At 72.5% G+C, this 16,135-nt stretch carries 16 protein-coding genes and 1 riboswitch; of the genes, 9 read left to right on the top strand and 7 right to left on the bottom strand.

What is annotated here, in order from left to right; genetic code table 11:
- Nucleotides 1-25: 25 nt before the first annotated feature.
- Nucleotides 26-1,249 (bottom strand): M20 metallopeptidase family protein, encoded by a 1,224-nt coding sequence (locus tag J2W20_RS04920; protein WP_307005106.1) that lies wholly within the window; start codon nt 1,247-1,249, stop codon nt 26-28.
- Nucleotides 1,250-1,339: 90 nt separating this feature from the next.
- On the opposite strand from J2W20_RS04920, the gene J2W20_RS04915 reads away from it, so the two are divergent.
- The 3 genes from J2W20_RS04915 (at nt 1,340) to J2W20_RS04905 (ending at nt 4,882) form a co-directional block, all read left to right on the top strand.
- Complete coding sequence (locus tag J2W20_RS04915) at nt 1,340-2,404, top strand: Lrp/AsnC family transcriptional regulator (RefSeq protein WP_307005105.1); 1,065 nt, start codon at nt 1,340-1,342, stop codon at nt 2,402-2,404.
- Between the two features lie 209 nt (nt 2,405-2,613).
- The gene (locus J2W20_RS04910; protein WP_307005104.1) at nt 2,614-4,275 is read left to right on the top strand and encodes a DEAD/DEAH box helicase; all 1,662 of its coding nucleotides are present in this window, start codon (nt 2,614-2,616) and stop codon (nt 4,273-4,275) included.
- Nucleotides 4,276-4,402: 127 nt separating this feature from the next.
- The gene (locus tag J2W20_RS04905) at nt 4,403-4,882 is read left to right on the top strand and encodes a pyridoxamine 5'-phosphate oxidase family protein (protein WP_307005102.1); all 480 of its coding nucleotides are present in this window, start codon (nt 4,403-4,405) and stop codon (nt 4,880-4,882) included.
- Here J2W20_RS04905 and J2W20_RS04900 read toward each other — a convergent pair.
- Both J2W20_RS04900 and J2W20_RS04895 read right to left on the bottom strand, forming a co-directional pair.
- A complete protein-coding gene (locus J2W20_RS04900) occupies nt 4,851-5,201 on the bottom strand; it encodes a DMT family transporter (protein WP_307005100.1) in 351 nt (116 codons plus the stop codon). The two genes, J2W20_RS04905 and J2W20_RS04900, sit on opposite strands and share 32 nt — an antisense overlap.
- A 2-nt stretch (nt 5,202-5,203) precedes the next feature.
- Entirely contained in the window at nt 5,204-5,533 is a 330-nt protein-coding gene (locus J2W20_RS04895) for a DMT family transporter (protein ID WP_307005098.1), read from the bottom strand.
- A 10-nt stretch (nt 5,534-5,543) separates the two neighbouring features.
- Nucleotides 5,544-5,610: riboswitch (guanidine-III (ykkC-III) riboswitch) on the bottom strand.
- Between the two features lie 191 nt (nt 5,611-5,801).
- Here J2W20_RS04895 and J2W20_RS04890 point away from each other — a divergent pair.
- The 3 genes from J2W20_RS04890 to J2W20_RS04880 all read left to right on the top strand — a co-directional run bounded on the left by J2W20_RS04890 (nt 5,802) and on the right by J2W20_RS04880 (nt 7,395).
- Nucleotides 5,802-6,200, top strand: a complete 399-nt coding sequence (locus tag J2W20_RS04890) for a YccF domain-containing protein (RefSeq protein ID WP_307005096.1) — start codon at nt 5,802-5,804, stop codon at nt 6,198-6,200.
- Between the two features lie 78 nt (nt 6,201-6,278).
- Nucleotides 6,279-6,863: a YceI family protein gene (locus J2W20_RS04885; RefSeq protein WP_307005095.1), complete on the top strand. Its 585-nt coding sequence runs from the start codon at nt 6,279-6,281 to the stop codon at nt 6,861-6,863.
- A gap of 19 nt (nt 6,864-6,882) precedes the next feature.
- On the top strand, nt 6,883-7,395 hold the full coding sequence (locus tag J2W20_RS04880; protein WP_307005093.1) for a 2'-5' RNA ligase family protein: 513 nt from the start codon (nt 6,883-6,885) through the stop codon (nt 7,393-7,395).
- Nucleotides 7,396-7,440: 45 nt separating this feature from the next.
- Here the strand turns inward: J2W20_RS04880 and J2W20_RS04875 are convergent, their stop codons facing one another.
- Nucleotides 7,441-8,349: a DUF4031 domain-containing protein gene (locus J2W20_RS04875; protein WP_307005092.1), complete on the bottom strand. Its 909-nt coding sequence runs from the start codon at nt 8,347-8,349 to the stop codon at nt 7,441-7,443.
- Between the two features lie 161 nt (nt 8,350-8,510).
- Between J2W20_RS04875 and clpB the strand changes: the two genes are divergently transcribed.
- On the top strand, nt 8,511-11,144 hold the full coding sequence (gene clpB / locus J2W20_RS04870) for an ATP-dependent chaperone ClpB (RefSeq protein WP_307005090.1): 2,634 nt from the start codon (nt 8,511-8,513) through the stop codon (nt 11,142-11,144).
- A gap of 48 nt (nt 11,145-11,192) precedes the next feature.
- Here the strand turns inward: clpB and J2W20_RS04865 are convergent, their stop codons facing one another.
- Entirely contained in the window at nt 11,193-11,813 is a 621-nt protein-coding gene (locus J2W20_RS04865; RefSeq protein WP_307005088.1) for a septum formation family protein, read from the bottom strand.
- Nucleotides 11,814-11,988: 175 nt separating this feature from the next.
- On the opposite strand from J2W20_RS04865, the gene J2W20_RS04860 reads away from it, so the two are divergent.
- Nucleotides 11,989-12,219 carry a DUF3073 domain-containing protein gene (locus J2W20_RS04860; protein WP_307005085.1) on the top strand — a complete coding sequence of 77 codons (231 nt, stop codon included), beginning with the start codon at nt 11,989-11,991 and terminating at the stop codon, nt 12,217-12,219.
- A gap of 4 nt (nt 12,220-12,223) precedes the next feature.
- Nucleotides 12,224-13,153 (top strand): NAD-dependent protein deacetylase, encoded by a 930-nt coding sequence (locus J2W20_RS04855; protein WP_307005453.1) that lies wholly within the window; start codon nt 12,224-12,226, stop codon nt 13,151-13,153.
- A gap of 213 nt (nt 13,154-13,366) precedes the next feature.
- On the opposite strand, the gene purM is transcribed toward J2W20_RS04855, so the two are convergent.
- Both purM and purF read right to left on the bottom strand, forming a co-directional pair.
- Nucleotides 13,367-14,539 carry a phosphoribosylformylglycinamidine cyclo-ligase gene (gene purM / locus J2W20_RS04850; protein ID WP_307005084.1) on the bottom strand — a complete coding sequence of 391 codons (1,173 nt, stop codon included), beginning with the start codon at nt 14,537-14,539 and terminating at the stop codon, nt 13,367-13,369.
- Nucleotides 14,536-16,128, bottom strand: a complete 1,593-nt coding sequence (purF, locus tag J2W20_RS04845; protein WP_307005082.1) for an amidophosphoribosyltransferase — start codon at nt 16,126-16,128, stop codon at nt 14,536-14,538. The genes purM and purF overlap by 4 nt, the downstream gene beginning before the upstream one ends.
- Nucleotides 16,129-16,135 lie beyond the last annotated feature (7 nt).

The following is a 16,135-nucleotide window of genomic DNA, read 5'->3' as shown; positions in this document are numbered from 1 at the left end:
GGGGAGGGCCTCCGGGTGGGGTGGGTCAGCGGCCAGCGAGCTGGGCGGTCTTGGTGAATGCGAGGTGCGCGTACAGGGCCGCGCCGTCGGCGAGGACGGCGTCGTCGAACGTCGCGTACGGGGAGTGGTTGAATGCGGCGGTGCCGTGGTCGACGCCTGCCGGGACGGCGCTCAGGCCGATGAAGCTGCCGGGGACCTCCGCCAGGACGCGGGAGAAGTCCTCCGAGCCGCTCAGCGGCTGCGCGAGCCGCGCATGCCGGCCCGCGGCGCCGCCGAAGAGCTCGGCCACCGCGGCCTCCGCGAATTCGGTCTGCGCGGTGTCCGTGATGGTGAGCGGGTACTCGGCCTCGTAGCGGACCTCGACGTCGAGGCCGTGGGCGTGGGCGATTCCCGTCAGCAGGCGCGGGATGGCCGTCTGCATGCGCTCGCGGTGCGCGTCGGAGAAGGTGCGGATCGTGGCGTCGAACTCCGCGGTGTCGGGGATGACGTTGCGCTTGGTCCCGGCGGCGAGCCGGCCGACCGTGACGACGGTCGGATCGAACATGTCGAACTGGCGCGTGACCATGGTCTGGAGCGCGAGGACCATCTCCGCCGCGACCGTCACCGGGTCCTTGGCCGTGTGCGGCGCCGACCCGTGGCCGCCGGCGCCGAGGACGCGGACGAACAGGCCGTCGGAGGCGCTCATCATGACGCCCGGGCGGGTGACGAAGGTCCCGTGCGGGGCCATCGAGGAGAAGACGTGCATGCCGAAGGCGGCGTCGGGGCGGCGGCCCGCGGCGTCCAGCACGCCCTCGCGGATCATCACCCCGGCCCCGTCGAAGCCCTCCTCGCCCGGCTGGAACATGAAGAGGACGTCCCCGGCGAGGCGGTGGCGGGCGTCGGCGAGCAGCGTGGCCGCGCCGAGCAGCATCGAGGTGTGCAGGTCGTGGCCGCACGCATGCATCGCGCCGTCGATCCGGGAGGAGAACGCGGCTCCGGTGCGCTCCTGGACCGGGAGGGCGTCCATGTCCGCGCGCAGCAGGACGGTGGGCGCCGGATCCGCCGACTCCCGGGCCGTGCCGCGCAGGACGGCGGTGACCGAGGTGGTGTCCGTGCCGGTCGACACCTCGAGGCCGAGGCCCTCGAGCACCGAGAGGACCTTCTCCTGCGTGCGGGGGAGGTCGAGCCCGATCTCGGGCTCCTCGTGGAGGGCGTGCCGCCACTCGGTCAGCGTGTCCTGGAGGCTGCGGGCGTCCGCGATGAGATCCATGGTTCCTTTCCTGTGACGTGCGCCACGTGGCGGTCGATGCAGACCAGTGTGTCGCTCTGGGCGGCCTAGGGGACTAGATTCGGCAGCATCATGCAGAAGTCCTCCCGCGACAGTCAGAAACATGCAGCGCCTCCGGCGACGGACCAGCTCTCGGAGGCCGACCTCGAGCTCATCAACGCCCTGCAGATCGCGCCCCGGGTCACCTGGCAGGACGCCGGACGGATCCTCGGGGTGCGCCCGGCCACGCTCGCGGCGCGGTGGGAGCGCATCGAGTCCCAGGGCCTGGCGTGGATCACCTGCTACGGGGTCGGTGATCCCACGGAGATGACGCTCGCGTTCGTCGACGTCGACTGTGCCCCCGGCAGCACGGCGGACGTCGCCGAAGCGCTCAACGCGATCCCCGAGGTCCAGACGGTCGAGCTGCCCGCCGGCCACCACGACTGCGTCCTCACGGTCTTCACCGCCACCCTCACGGACTACGCCCGGCGCGTCGCCCCGGCGATCCTGGCCATCCCGGGCGTGGAGCGGGTCCAGACCGCGCTCGGGAGCCGGCTGCACCAGGCCGGCCACTCGTGGCGCATCGCCGCGCTGGGCCCGAAGAAGTCGGCCGCGTTCGCGGCGCTCGCCGGGCGCGGGGCCGTCGAGGGCCCGCTTTCACCGGCGGCCCGCGACCTCCTCCCGCTCCTCGCACGGGACGGCCGGGCGACGGCGGCCCAGATGGCCAAGGACCTCGGGCGGACGCCGTCCACCGTGCAGCGGCAGCTCGCGCGCGTCCTCGGGTCGGGGCTCGTCGCGTTCCGGTGCGATGTCGCGCAGAACGCGGTCGGCTTCCCCGTGACGTGCACCTGGTACGCGCGGGTCCCGCCCGGCCACCACGCGGCCGCCGCCGCCGCCGTGCGGTCGCTGCGCTCCGTCCGCCTCGCGGCGTCGATCACCGGCCAGGCCAACTTCCTCGTGACCATGTGGCTGCGCTCGGTCGCCGACGTCATGACCGCCGAACTGGCACTGCAGGAGAAGGTCCCCGGGATCGAGCTCCTCGAGAGCCTCGTGCTCCTCCGCGTGACCAAGAGGATGGGCGTCCTGCTCGGGGCCGATGGGCGTGCCGAGGGGCGTGTGGCCATGCCGCGGGCGGCCATGCCGGCGGGGCTGGACTGAGGGAGGCGCCGGACAGGGTAGACTGGTAGGTCGGTGCGCATGACGCACCTGCGTCGATGAACGCGTTGACAGGCCCCGCGCCCGGACGCGAGCGCCCCTCGGAGGGTGCCGCCCGGAACCGCGGCGAGGCCAGGCTCCCTTTCCTCGGCGAACCCCGCGTGCCGGCTTGGCTCGTGGGGCCGATCCGACGCTGGAGTGTTCTGACAGCTATGGCTGACACCACCTTCGTTTCCCTTGGCGTGCCCACCGCCCTGACCCGCGTGCTCGCGGAGCAGGGCATCGAGACGCCGTTCCCCATCCAGACCAAGACCCTTCCCGACACGCTCGCCGGCCGGGACGTCCTCGGACGCGGCCGCACCGGCTCGGGCAAGACCATCGCCTTCGCACTGCCGCTCGTGGCGCGTCTCGCGGAGGCCGGCGGCCGCCGGGCCGCCGGACGCCCGCGCGGGCTCGTCCTCGCCCCCACGAGGGAGCTCGCGACCCAGATCAACGCGACCGTCGAACCCCTGGCCCAGGCCGCGGGGCTGAACACGACCGTGATCTACGGCGGCGTCTCCCAGGCTCGGCAGGAGCGTGCGCTCAAGGCCGGCGTCGACATCGTCATCGCCTGCCCCGGCCGGCTCGAGGACCTCGGCCGGCAGGGCCTCGTGTCCCTCGCGGACGTGGACGTGACCGTCCTCGACGAGGCGGACCACATGGCAGACCTCGGCTTCCTGCCGGTGGTCAAGCGACTGCTCGACCAGACTCCCCAGGGCGGCCAGCGGCTCCTGTTCTCCGCCACCCTGGACAACGGCGTGGACAAGATCGTCAAGCGCTACCTGCAGGACCCGCTCACGCATTCCGTGGACGCGCCCCAGGCTGCGGTGAGCACGATGGAGCACCACGTCCTCCTCACGGCCGATGCCGCGAGCAAGAAGAACCTCATCGAGGTCCTCGCCTCCGGCAAGGGCCGCCGCGTGCTGTTCATGCGCACCAAGCACCACGCCAAGCGGCTCGCCCAGCAGCTGACCAAGTCCGGGATCCCCGCTGTGGACCTGCACGGAAACCTGTCCCAGAACGCCCGTGACCGCAACCTGGCGGACTTCTCCTCGGGCGCGGTCAGCGTGCTGGTCGCCACGGACGTCGCCGCCCGCGGCGTCCATGTGGACGACGTCGAGCTCGTGGTCCACGTCGACCCGCCCGCCGAGCACAAGGCCTACCTGCACCGCTCGGGGCGCACGGCCCGCGCGGGCTCGGAGGGCATCGTCGTGACCATCGTCCTGCCTGAGCAGAAGCAGGATGTGCGCAAGCTCCTCAAGGATGCGGGCGTCAAGGTCGAGGTCACCCCGGTGACGTCCTCCTCCCCCCAGGTGCTCGCCCTCGTCGGGGAGCGCGCCGAGTACGTCGACCCGGCCGAGCGCGCCGCCGCGGTGGCCGCGAAGATGCCGCAGCAGGGCGGCGGCCGGTCCACCGGTTCGAATGCGCAGCGCAAGCGGTCGCGCCGCGGCTCGGGTCAGGGCGCCGCGGCGTCCTCCGCGCACGACGACGTCGCCCGCCGCGGCGGCCGGGGAACCGGCGGCGGCAGCCATCGCAACGACGTTCCGGCCGCACAGGGCCAGGCCGGCGGAAGCCAGTCCGGGCGCGGCCAGCGCTCGCGCGGTGGCGAGGGCGCCGGCCGTGCCCGCAGCCAGCAGGGCCGCGGGCAGAAGCGCTCCGAGCAGTCGTCCGGGGGCAGCGCCCCCGTGTGGAGCTCGACCACGGGCGGCACGTCGGGCGGAAGCTACGGCGGCGGCTCCGGGTCCTCCGGCCAGCGGGGCGGAGCCCAGGGAAGCCAGGGCCGCGGGCGCCGCGCTCCCCGCCGTGCGAGCGCACCGGCGTCGAACAGCCGCTGAGCTGCTCGGGCCGCCGGGCACCACGCTCCAGCAGCTGGACATGCGTCGCGGGGCGCCCGCAGCGCCCCGCGACGCGGGGGCCCTTGGGCACTGACCCCGGCTGTTGCGGCGTGCGTAGACTGGCCGCATGAGCAGCCACGAGACCTCCGCCCCGTCCGAGGGCGTCCGCAGCCTCTCCCCGGAGGATGCGTGGGAGCGGGCCCGCACCATGGTGGTGGGACGGATCGCGTTCAGTTCCGGCGAGCGCCTCGAGCTGTTCCCCGTCAACTACCTCGTGGACCGCGGGACGGTGCTGTTCCGGACGGCGCCGGGCACCAAGCTCGCCGCGTCGCTGGGGCGGCTGCAGGTCGTGTTCGAGGTGGACGGCTACGAGCCGGACATCAACGAGGCCTGGTCCGTGGTGATGCACGGGACGCTCGAGCCGGTGCTGGACACCGCCGAGATCGTCGAGGCCGTCGCGCTGCCGCTGTTCCCGTGGCAGTCGGGCGAGAAGGCCTTCTTCGTCCGGATCGTGCCGTCCCAGGTCACCGGCCGCCAGTTCGAGGTGGCGGACCCCTCGCGGTGGGTCTCCCAGTTCACCGGCGTGCGGCGCGCCCAGTCGGAGTAGCACGGCCGCCGAGGGCCTTGAGCCCCGCGGAGCAGCCGACGATCCCGGCGATGAACGCGAGCTTGGCCCAGCTGAAGGCCTCGGCACCGGTCAGCATCGCCCAGCCGACCGTCAGCGAGGCGCCGACGCCGACCCAGACGGCGTAGGCCGTCGCGAGCGGAATCCGCCGCACGCTCCACGCGAGCCCTGCCATGCTCGCGGCCGTCGCCACGAGGAACAGTGCGGTGGGGCCGGGCCGGGTGAAGCCCGCAGAGGCCGCGAGCGCCGTGGCCCACACGGCCTCGAGCACGGCGGAGGCCAGGAGCACAGCCCAGGCCATCGCTACGCCACCGCCTTGAGCCCGGCCACGCACCCGGCGATGCCGAGGAGCAGGACCGTCCGGGCCGCCGTCGTGCGTCGGCTGGCCTGGGGCTCCACGCGGGCGGCCATGGCGTACACGACGGTGAGGACCACGCCGACCCCGACCCACACCGCGTACGCGGTCCCCACGGGGATCGCGGTGAGCGAGAGGGCGAGGCCGCCCATGCTCGCAGCCAGGGCGAGCACGAATACGAGGGCCGGGAGCGGCCGGCGGAAGCCCTCGGACCGTTCGAGGGCGGCGGCCCAGACGGCCTCGAGTGCGCCGGAGAGGATGAGGACGAGCCAGAGCATGGGAGTGCCTTCCGGCCAGTCTTGTCGCGTTCCGGGTACTGGGCTCCCTCGTCCGGGGGGCCGCTGCGGCCCCTGGACGTCAGGGTAGCAACGAGTGAGGGGGCGCGGCGCGCCGACCACGGCCACGGCGCCGGGCGGGAGGACCACAGGAATCGTGGCCCCGTCCGGAGGCGCCGGAGGTCCAAGGGTCGCCGCGGCCGCCGCCTCCCGTCGCGCTCCTGCCGGCAGACGGGAGCCGCCGCCGCCCCGGCAGGGCAGACTGGTACCCATGAAGACCATCCTGAATCTCATCTGGTTCATCTTCGGCGGCTTCGCCCTGGCGCTGGGCTACTTCCTCGCGGGCGTGGTCTGCTGCGCGCTGATCGTGACCATCCCGTGGGGCATCGCCTCCTTCCGGATCGCCTCCTACGCGCTGTGGCCGTTCGGGCGCACCGTCGTGGACACCGGCCGCGGCGGCGCCGCGTCCGCGCTCGGCAACATCATCTGGCTCCTCGTGGCCGGGATATGGATCGCGATCGGGCACGTGGCGACCGCCCTCGCGATGGCGGCGACCATCGTCGGCATCCCCCTGGCGATCGCGAACCTCAAGCTCATCCCGGTCTCGCTCATGCCGCTGGGCAAGGAGATCGTCCCGAGCAGGAGGCTGCTCGCGAGCTACACCCGCTGAGCGGCGGCCCAGCCGGGGTATTCTCATCTGGAATCCGGGGGGAGCGCACTATAAGTTGTATCCGACAAGGAGGCACCCATGCCCGAACTCGACAGCTCCCTCGCCGGCGAGTGGCGCATCGACCCGGCCCACACCCGGCTGGGGTTCTCGACCCGCCACGCGATGGTCACCAAGGTACGCGGGGCGTTCAACGACGTCGACGGGGTCATCAACGTTGACGCCGACGAGCCGACCAACTCGTCCGTGAGCGTGACCATCAAGGTCGCGAGCATCGACACGCGCAATGCCCAGCGCGACGAGCACCTGCGCACCAACGACTTCTTCGACGCCCCGCACTACCCGGAGATCACCTTCGTCTCCAAGCGCATCGACCAGGTCGAGGAGAACAGCTTCATCATCAACGGCGACCTCACGATCCGCGGGGTCACGAAGGAGATCGCCGTGCCCATCGAGTTCATCGGCATCGAGACTGACCCGTTCGGGAACATGCGGGCCGGCTTCGAGGGCTCGCGCCGGATCGACCGCAAGGACTTCGGCGTCAACTGGAACGCCGCGCTCGACTCGGGCGGCGTCCTCGTCTCCGACCGGATCCTGCTCGAGTTCGAGATCTCCGCGATCAAGTCCGCGGCGGGCACCGGGCAGACGCAGGCCCAGCAGGACTGACTGGCCCCGGGAGGCTGGCGTGGGCACTGACGGAGGCCCGGACGGGGAGTCCGAGAGCCCGGCCCACCCCTTCGTCGCCGTCGCGTTCGTCGAGCCCACAGGGATCGGCCAGCGCTTCGGCAAGCGGCACTGGCCCCTCCATGTGACCCTGCTCCGCTTCGACACGGCCCCGGAGACCGCCCGCGCGGCGGTCGCCGGGGCCGTCGCGGCGTCCGGGGTGGCCCTGCCGCTGCGGGTGCGGATCGGCGAGGACGCAGACTTCGGCTACCGCGCCCGGGTCCGGGTCTCCCTCGTGGAGCCGGACGCGGGCCTCCAGACCCTCCATGACCGCCTCCGGGAGGCCGTGGCGGCCGCGGGAGGCCGCATCCACAGCCCCCAGCACACCGGGCACGGGTTCAGGCCGCACGTCTCGGTGCAGGGCGAGCGCCGGGTGCACGCGGGGCAGGTCGTCACGCTCGGCAGGGTGGCCCTGGTCGACATGGCCCCGGACGGCGACACCGACTGGCGCGTTACGCTGGCCGCCTGGCCCTGACCGCGCCGCCGCCCAGCGGTGCCGGCCCCGCGCTGGGGCCCGGGCTCAGGGCGCCAGCCACGAGCCGGCGTCGAGCTCGGCGCGCAGGTTGTGCCGGGCCCTCGCGGCCCAGAGGCCGCGAGCGGGCTCCGTGTGGAAGAGCGGATCGAGCCCGAGCAGCTGTTCGAGGACCGCGGCCCGGCCGGCGCGGAACGCCTCGTCCGGCACGTGCGCGAACTCGGCGCGGACCTGCGCCGCATACCGCCGGTACCCGCGGCGGTCCCGGCCCAGCACCGCGAGGTCCGCGTCGCACAGGAGCTGCCCCGCTGTGTCGGACGCCGCCGGCGCGTGCTCCGCGGTGAGCCGCACGAGCCGCCCGACCTCCTCCACCTCCGTGCCGGGGAGCCCGGCATCGGCGAGGCGGGCCTCGGCTAGGGCCGCCGACTCCTCCTCGTCCCGGCCGGGCTCGGCGCCGCCCGCTGCGGGGGCGCCGTACACCGCGTCGTGGAACCACGCGGCGAGGACGACGGCGCGCGGCGGGGTGCCGCCGTCGGCAATCGTCTCGAGGGCCCCCAGGACCGCGAAGAGGTGCGCGCGCGTGTGGTAGCGCCGATGCGGCTCGGCCCAGCGCGCCAGCAGCTCCCGGCCGAGCTCCCCGCGGCCCGGGAGGAGCGCCTCCCAGCGGTGGGCGAGCGGACGCTCCAAGGCCTTGGACCGCTCGCGGGCCGGGACCCGCAGGCCGGAGGCGATGAGGGCGCGGGCCAGGTCCCTGCCGGTGACCTCGCGGGCGCCGAGGGCCACGAGGTCCGCGTGGCGGCGCTCGGGGACGTCGTAGTGGTCCTCGTCGAAGGCGCGCTCGGGGATTCCCGCCGCCGCAGCGAAGACGTGCAGCTCCGCAAGCGAGGCATCGGAGACCAGATGTGCGAAGACCGTCCCGTGGGCCGGCCACATGGGCGAGTCGATGAGGATTGCCATGGGCACCAGCATCCACCCGTGGAGGCATCCGTGTCGCCGCTCGCGGGCCGCTGCCGGGTTGCCCGCAAGACTTGAGTTGATTACACTCAAGTTAGATGCGTTGACCTTCATGAGGTCGGCGAGGTTGGATGGATCCGGAAGCTGTGGGAAGGGAGCTCGCTTTGGACGTCAAATTCACCACCAAGAGCCAGGAGGCGCTCTCCGCGGCGGCGATGAACGCCTCGACCGCCGGCAACCCGCAGGTGGAGCCGGCACACCTCCTCAAGGCGCTCATGGACCAGCGCGAGGGCGTCGCCGTCGCACTCCTGAGGGCCACGGGCGCAGACCCGGATGCTGTCAGCGTCGCCGCGAGCACCGCCATCAAGGCGCTGCCCTCGAGCTCCGGCAGCACGGTCGCCCAGGCCCAGCTGAGCCGGCAGGCCCTCCAGGTCGTCCAGGCGGCCCAGCAGCAGGCCGAGCAGCTGGGGGACACCTTTGTCTCGACCGAGCACCTCCTGCTCGGGCTGGCGGCCGACGGCGGCGCCGCCGGCAAGGCGCTGCGGGACAGCGGTGCCCAGCTCGAGTCGCTCAAGGCCGCCCTCCCGGGGGTCCGCGGGGACCGGAAGGTGGACTCCCCGGACCCCGAGAACACGTTCCAGGCGCTCGAGAAGTACGGGACCGACCTCACGGCCGTGGCCCGCTCCGGCAAGCTCGACCCCGTGATCGGCCGCGACTCCGAGATCCGCCGCGTGATCCAGGTCCTCTCGCGGCGCACCAAGAACAACCCGGTCCTGATCGGCGAGCCTGGCGTGGGCAAGACCGCCGTCGTCGAGGGCCTTGCCCAGCGCATGGTGGCCGGGGACGTCCCCGAGAGCCTGCGCGGCAAGACCCTCATCTCCCTCGACCTCGGCTCCATGGTGGCCGGCGCGAAGTACCGCGGCGAGTTCGAGGAGCGGCTCAAGGCCGTCCTCGAGGAGATCAAGGCCTCCGAGGGGCAGATCGTCACCTTCATCGACGAGATCCACACCGTGGTCGGCGCCGGCGCCACCGGCGACTCCTCGATGGACGCCGGCAACATGCTCAAGCCCATGCTCGCCCGCGGCGAGCTGCGGCTCATCGGCGCCACGACGCTCGACGAGTACCGCGAGAACATCGAGAAGGACGCCGCGCTCGAGCGCCGGTTCCAGCAGGTGTTCGTGGGCGAGCCGAGCGTGGACGACACCATCGCGATCCTCCGCGGCCTCAAGGAGCGCTACGAGGCCCACCACAAGGTGGCCATCGCGGACTCGGCACTCGTGGCCGCAGCCACCCTGTCCAACCGCTACATCTCCGGCCGGCAGCTCCCGGACAAGGCCATCGACCTCGTCGACGAGGCGGCGTCCCGGCTGCGGATGGAGATCGACTCCGCGCCGGAGGAGATCGACCAGCTGCGCCGCGCCGTCGACCGTCTGACCATGGAGGAGCTCGCCCTCGAGGGCGAGACGGATGCCGCGAGCGTCGAGCGGCTCGCCGCCCTGCGGGAGGACATGGCGGACAGGAAGGAGGAGCTCGCCGCGCTGAACGCCCGGTGGGACGCCGAGAAGGCGGGCCTGAACCGGGTCGGCGACCTCAAGGCGAAGATCGACGAGCTGCGCGGGCTCGCGGACAAGGCGCAGCGCGAGGGCGACCTCGCGGAGGCCTCCCGCATCCTCTACGGGGAGATCCCGACCTTCGAGCGCGAGCTCTCCGAGGCCTCCGCCGAGGAGGCCGCTGGGCTTGGCAGCGCGAAGATGGTGGCGGAGGAGGTCACGGCCGACGACATCGCCGAGGTCATCTCCGCATGGACGGGCATCCCCGCCGGGCGCATGCTCCAGGGCGAGAGCCAGAAGCTGCTGCGCATGGAGGAGGAGCTCGGCAAGCGGCTCATCGGCCAGAGCCGGGCCGTGCAGGCCGTCTCCGACGCCGTGCGCCGGGCCCGGGCCGGGATCAGCGACCCCAACCGGCCCACCGGCTCGTTCCTGTTCCTCGGCCCCACCGGCGTCGGCAAGACCGAGCTCGCCAAGGCCCTCGCGGACTTCCTGTTCGACGACGAGCGCGCCATGGTCCGGATCGACATGAGCGAGTACTCGGAGAAGCACGCCGTCGCACGCCTCGTCGGCGCGCCCCCGGGGTACGTCGGCTACGAGGAGGGCGGACAGCTCACCGAGGCCGTGCGGCGGCGCCCCTACTCGGTGATCCTCCTCGACGAGGTCGAGAAGGCCCACCCCGAGGTGTTCGACATCCTCCTGCAGGTCCTCGACGACGGGCGCCTGACCGACGGCCAGGGCCGCACCGTGGACTTCCGGAACGTGATCCTCGTGCTCACCTCGAACCTCGGCAGCCAGTTCCTCGTGGACCCAGACCTCAGCGAGGGGTCCAAGCGCGAGGCCGTCATGGGCGTGGTCAACGCCTCGTTCAAGCCGGAGTTCCTCAACCGGCTCGACGACGTGATCATGTTCGACGCCCTCTCCGTCGACGAGCTGTCGCGGATCGTCGAGCTGCAGGTGGACTCGCTCCAGGCCCGGCTCACCGAGCGGCGTCTGACCCTCGAGGTGACCGACGGCGCCCGCGCCTGGCTCGCGATGACCGGCTACGACCCCGCGTACGGCGCCCGGCCGCTCCGCCGCCTCGTGCAGCGGGAGATCGGGGACCGGCTCGCGCGCGAGATCCTGGCCGGCGAGATCTCCGACGGCGACACCGTCCTCGTGGACGTGGCCGACGTGGAGGTGGACCTCAAGGACCTCACCGGGGCCACGAGCGGGCTGAGCGTCAGGCGCAAGGAGCCGGCCGTCCAGTAGGGGAGCCGAGCCCCGCGGTTCGGCCGCAGGGCGCGGCGGGTCCGGCGATCAGGGGAGGAAGGACGAGGTCAGCGTGTTGCCGTTCGTGCTCACGATGTAGCAGTCCATCCTGCGGTCGCCGGACTTCCAGCCGTCCTCGTTCGGGTAGGCGGAGCGCTGCTTCAGGGAGCTGACGTCCTGCGGCAGCTTCACGTCCGAGGCCTCGCACAGCTGCCCGGCCCGCTGCTCGAGCGCGTCGCGGCCCGGGTAGGACCCGCCGTCGGCCGCCTTCTCGACCCCTACCAGCTGGGCCGAGTGGGGCTCGGTGCACGGGACCCTGTTGCCGGAGGCGGCAGCGGCGTCGAAGTCGGCGAAGCAGTCGCCCTTGGCGTACGCGCTCGCCTCGACGGAGGCGGGCCTGCCGATCCCGGCGAGAGCGGCGATGCCCCAGATGATCAGGCCCACGGCCGCGACGGCCGCGAGGAGGACCCAGCCCGAGGGGCGCTTCCGCCGAGGGCGTCCTTGACGCCCCTGGCGCCTCGTCCCCACCGGTTCGAGGGGCCGTCCTTCCGCTGCCGGCTCCGCCCCCAGGGACGGGAACGCCGCGGTCCTCGGGGACCGCGCGGGGCGCGGGGGAGGGGGCGGGAAATCCTCGCGGCGCGGGGCATCGGGGACGTTGGACGTGCTCATGCACTGGGCTCGCTTCCTTGTAGCTCACACGGCCAGTGGCCAGCGCCGATCGAATACGCGGAACGGCGCAATTGCCTGTAGTCTAGACCTACGACAAATTGATCAGACACTCCGGGGCCTCGCGAACGTGCCTTCGCGACAACCTCCGGGACGACGCAAAAGAGGGGGTCACGCCATGGGGCGCGGCCGTCAAAAGGCTAAGGCAACCAAGCAGGCCCGGGACATCAAGTACTACAGTCCCAGCACTGACTACGCAGCTCTCGAGCGGGAACTCGGCTCGCAGGGCGGCCACTCGTCTCACCGTTACGCGGACAACCCCGAGCCGGACTACTCGGACTACGAGGACAAGTACGCGGATCAGTTTGCCGACGAGGACGACGACGAGGACTCTCGCCGGATCGGTTGAGGCCCTGAACCCCTTCGAGCATCCGGCCGTCGCCGGAGCGCACGCCGCCGCACTGCGGTCCATAGCGCGCGAGGTGACGGAGAACGCCACACCGCAGCCGCCCGACGTCGCCCGCGAGGGGATCCTCGGGATGCTGCGCGGGCGGGGCGTGCTCGTGCTCACCGGAGCGGGCGTCTCCACGGCGTCGGGCATCCCCGACTACCGCGGCCCGCAGGGGTCGTGGCGCAAGCACCGGCCGATGACCTACCAGGAGTTCCGCCACGATCCCGCCGCGCGGCACCGCTACTGGGCGCGCAGCTTCATCGGCTGGCGGCACCTGAACCGTGCCGAGCCCAACCGGGCGCACCGGCTCCTCGCGGGTCTCGAGGCGTCCGGGCACGTGGCCGGCGTCGTCACGCAGAATGTGGACGGGCTGCACGCGGCGGCCGGGACGCAGCACCTCGTGGCGCTCCACGGCGATCTCGAGCGGGTGGTGTGCCTCAACTGCGGCAACCTCGAAGGGCGCACCAATCTCGACGAGCGTCTCGCCCAGGCGAACCCGGGCTACGCCGAGGCGGTCGCCCACGATCCCGCCACCGTCAACCCGGACGGCGACGTCGAGCTCGACGCCCGATGGGTCGCGCGCTTCGTCATGGTGCCGTGTCTCGTCTGCGGCTCCGACATGCTCAAGCCGGACGTCGTGTACTTCGGCGAGGGCGTTCCCGCCGAGCGCAAGGAGCGGGCGACGGCGATGCTCGCCGCGGCGCAGGGCCTCCTCGTGCTGGGCTCGTCGCTGGCCGTCATGAGCGGCTTCCGGTTCGTGCTCGACGCCGGCCGAGACCACAAGCCGGTCGGGATCGTCAACCAGGGCCCCTCGCGCGGGGACTCCCGCGCGGCCTGGCGCTGGCGCGCCGACATCGGCCAGGCCCTCGAGGACCTCAGCGGCGCACTCTGACGCCTCGGCACCGGCCTCCCGCCCGCTCGGCCCCTTGCCCCTTCGCACCGCTTCCCCCCCTTACCCCTTCCGTTTCGGGTACGCATCTCGTCGCTCTTTCGGCGTTTCGGGTACGACAGCTCGTACCCGAAACGCCATCTTGCCGACGAGATGCGTACCCGAAACCGTGTGAGGGGTGCGGGACGGGGGAGGGGGCGGAGGTGAGGCTCCGGGTCAGGCGTAGGCGTTGACGAGGCGGACGGCGCCGCCGTCCACTCCCTTGGCGCCCTGGACGTAGTCGGGACCGCCCGCCCGGGCGAGGGACGCGTCGTCGTCCGAGACCTGGCCCATGACCCACGAGGGGAGCCCGCGCTCGGCGAGGCGCGCCAGCGCGGCGTCGGCGGCGTCGGGGGCGACGATCGCGACCATGCCCACGCCGAGGTTCAGCGTCCGCTCGAGGTCGGCCTGCGGCACGCCGCCGAGCTCGGCGACGAGCTTGAAGATCGCCGGGAGCTCCCACGTGGAGCGGTCCACGGTCGCGAGGAGGCCCTTCGGCAGCACCCGGGCGAGGTTGGCGGCCAGGCCGCCGCCCGTGACGTGGGAGAAGCCGCGCAGCGCGAGCTCCTCGCCGCCGGCCGCACCGTTGAGCTGCCGCACGAGGTCGAGGCAGTCGGCGGCGTACACGCGGGTCGGCTCGAGCAGCTCCTCGCCGAGCGTCCGGCCGAGCTCGGAGACCTGCCGGTCGAGCGCCCAGCCGGCGTGGTTGATGACGCGCCGCACGAGGGAGTAGCCGTTCGAGTGGATGCCGGAGGAGGCCATGCCGATGACGACGTCGCCCGCGCGCACGCGGTCGGGGCCGAGCAGGGCGTCCGCCTCGACGACCCCGGTGGCCGCGCCCGCGACGTCGTACTCGTTCTCGCCCAGCAGGCCCGGGTGCTCGGCGGTCTCGCCGCCCACGAGGGCGGTCCCCGCCACGGAGCAGGCAGCCGCGATGCCGCGCACGATGTCCGCGATGCGCTCGGGGACGACCTTGCCGCACGCGATGTAGTCGGTCATGTACAACGGCTCGGCGCCGACCACGACGATGTCGTCCACGACCATGCCCACGAGGTCGAAGCCGATCGTGTCGTGCACGTCCATGGCCTGCGCGATCGCGACCTTGGTCCCGACGCCGTCGGTCGAGGTCGCCAGGAGCGGCCGCCGGTAGGTGAGCAGCCGCGAGACGTCGAACAGGCCCGCGAAGCCGCCGACGCCGCCGAGCACCGAGTCGGTGTGCGTGGCCTTGACGGCGTCCTTCATGAGCTCGACGGCGCGGTCCCCGGCCTCGACGTCGACACCGGCGGCGGCATACGTGATGCCGGTGGCGCCCGGTGCGGGCTGGGACTGCTCAGGGGTGCTGGCGCTCATGCGGTTTCATTCCTGTCGGCCGGGGTCAGCAGGGACTCGAGTTCGGATCCGGGGCCCGGGTCGCAGCCGGCGGCGCCGGGGCGTTCGGCCGGGTCGGCGGTGGCGCCGTCCGCGGTGGCCGCGGCGGTCTCGCGCTCGAGGAGGTTCTTTCCGAGCCTGTCGGCGCTCGGCAGCTCGATCGGGTACGTGCCTGTGAAGCAGGCGGTGCAGAGGCGCTCGCGCGGCTGCTGGGTGGCCGCGATCATGCCGTCCTCGGAGATGTATCCGAGGGAGTCCGCGCCGATCGCCTGGGCGATCTCCTCGATGGTCGCGCCGTTGGCGATGAGCTCGGCGCGGGAGGCGAAGTCGATCCCGTAGAAGCACGGCCACTTCACCGGAGGCGACGAGATCTTGATGTGGACCTCCTTGGCCCCGGCCTCGCGCAGCATGCGCACGATCGCCCGCTGCGTGTTGCCGCGCACGATCGAGTCGTCCACCACGACCACGCGCTTGCCACGGATCACTGACTCGAGTGCGTTGAGCTTGAGCCGGATGCCGAGCTGGCGCAGCGTCTGGGACGGCTGGATGAAGGTGCGGCCCACGTAGGAGTTCTTGACGAAGCCGTGCGCGAACGGGATGCCCGACTCTTCGGCGTACCCGACCGCGGCCGGGGTCCCCGACTCGGGGACCGGGATCACGATGTCCGCCTCGTGCGTGTTCTCGCGCGCCAGCTGGCGGCCCATCTCGACCCGGGACTCGTAGACCGAGCGGCCCGCGATCGAGGCGTCCGGGCGGGCGAGGTACACGTACTCGAAGACGCAGCCCGCGGGGGTGGCCGCGCCGAAGCGCTGGGAGCGGACGCCCTTCTCGTCGATGGCGATGAACTCGCCGGGCTCGATCTCGCGGATGAAGCTCGCGCCGACGGTGGCGAGGGCGGACTGCTCGGACGCGACCACCCAGCCGCGCTCGAGCCGGCCCAGGCACAGCGGGCGCACGCCGTAGGTGTCGCGCGCGGCGTAGAGCGTGCCCTCGTCCATGAAGACGAAGCAGAAGCCGCCGCGGATCTTCGGCAGCAGCTCGACCGCGGTCTGCTCCAGGGTCTGGCCCTTCTGGCCCTGCAGGAGCGCGGTGACGAGGGCCGTGTCCGAGGTGTTGCCCTGCTTCATCTCGCCGGTGAGCTCGCCGCCGGTGAGCTCCTCGAGCATGTCCCGCAGGTCGGCGGTGTTGGTCAGGTTGCCGTTGTGGGCGAGGGCCACGGTGCCGTTCGCGGTCGCGCCGAGCGTGGGCTGGGCGTTGGCCCAGTGGCTCGCGCCGGTCGTCGAGTAGCGGCAGTGGCCGACCGCGAGGTGGCCCGTGAGCGTGTTGAGCGTGGACTCGTCGAACACCTGGGAGACGAGGCCCATGTCCTTGTACACGTTGATCCGGGAGCCGTCGCTCGTCGCGATGCCCGCGGATTCCTGCCCGCGATGCTGGAGCGCATAGAGGCCGTAATAGGTGAGCTTGGCGACTTCTTCGCCGGGTGCCCACACCCCGAAGACGCCACAGGCGTCCTTGGGACCTTTGTCGTCTGTGTCTAAGTCGAGAGAGAGGAGTCCGTCACCACGTACCACTGGTCGA

This window comes from Sinomonas atrocyanea (genome assembly GCF_030812675.1).
GTDB lineage: Bacteria > Actinomycetota > Actinomycetes > Actinomycetales > Micrococcaceae > Sinomonas > Sinomonas atrocyanea_B.
This window is presented reverse-complemented; position numbering and strand designations above follow the sequence as displayed.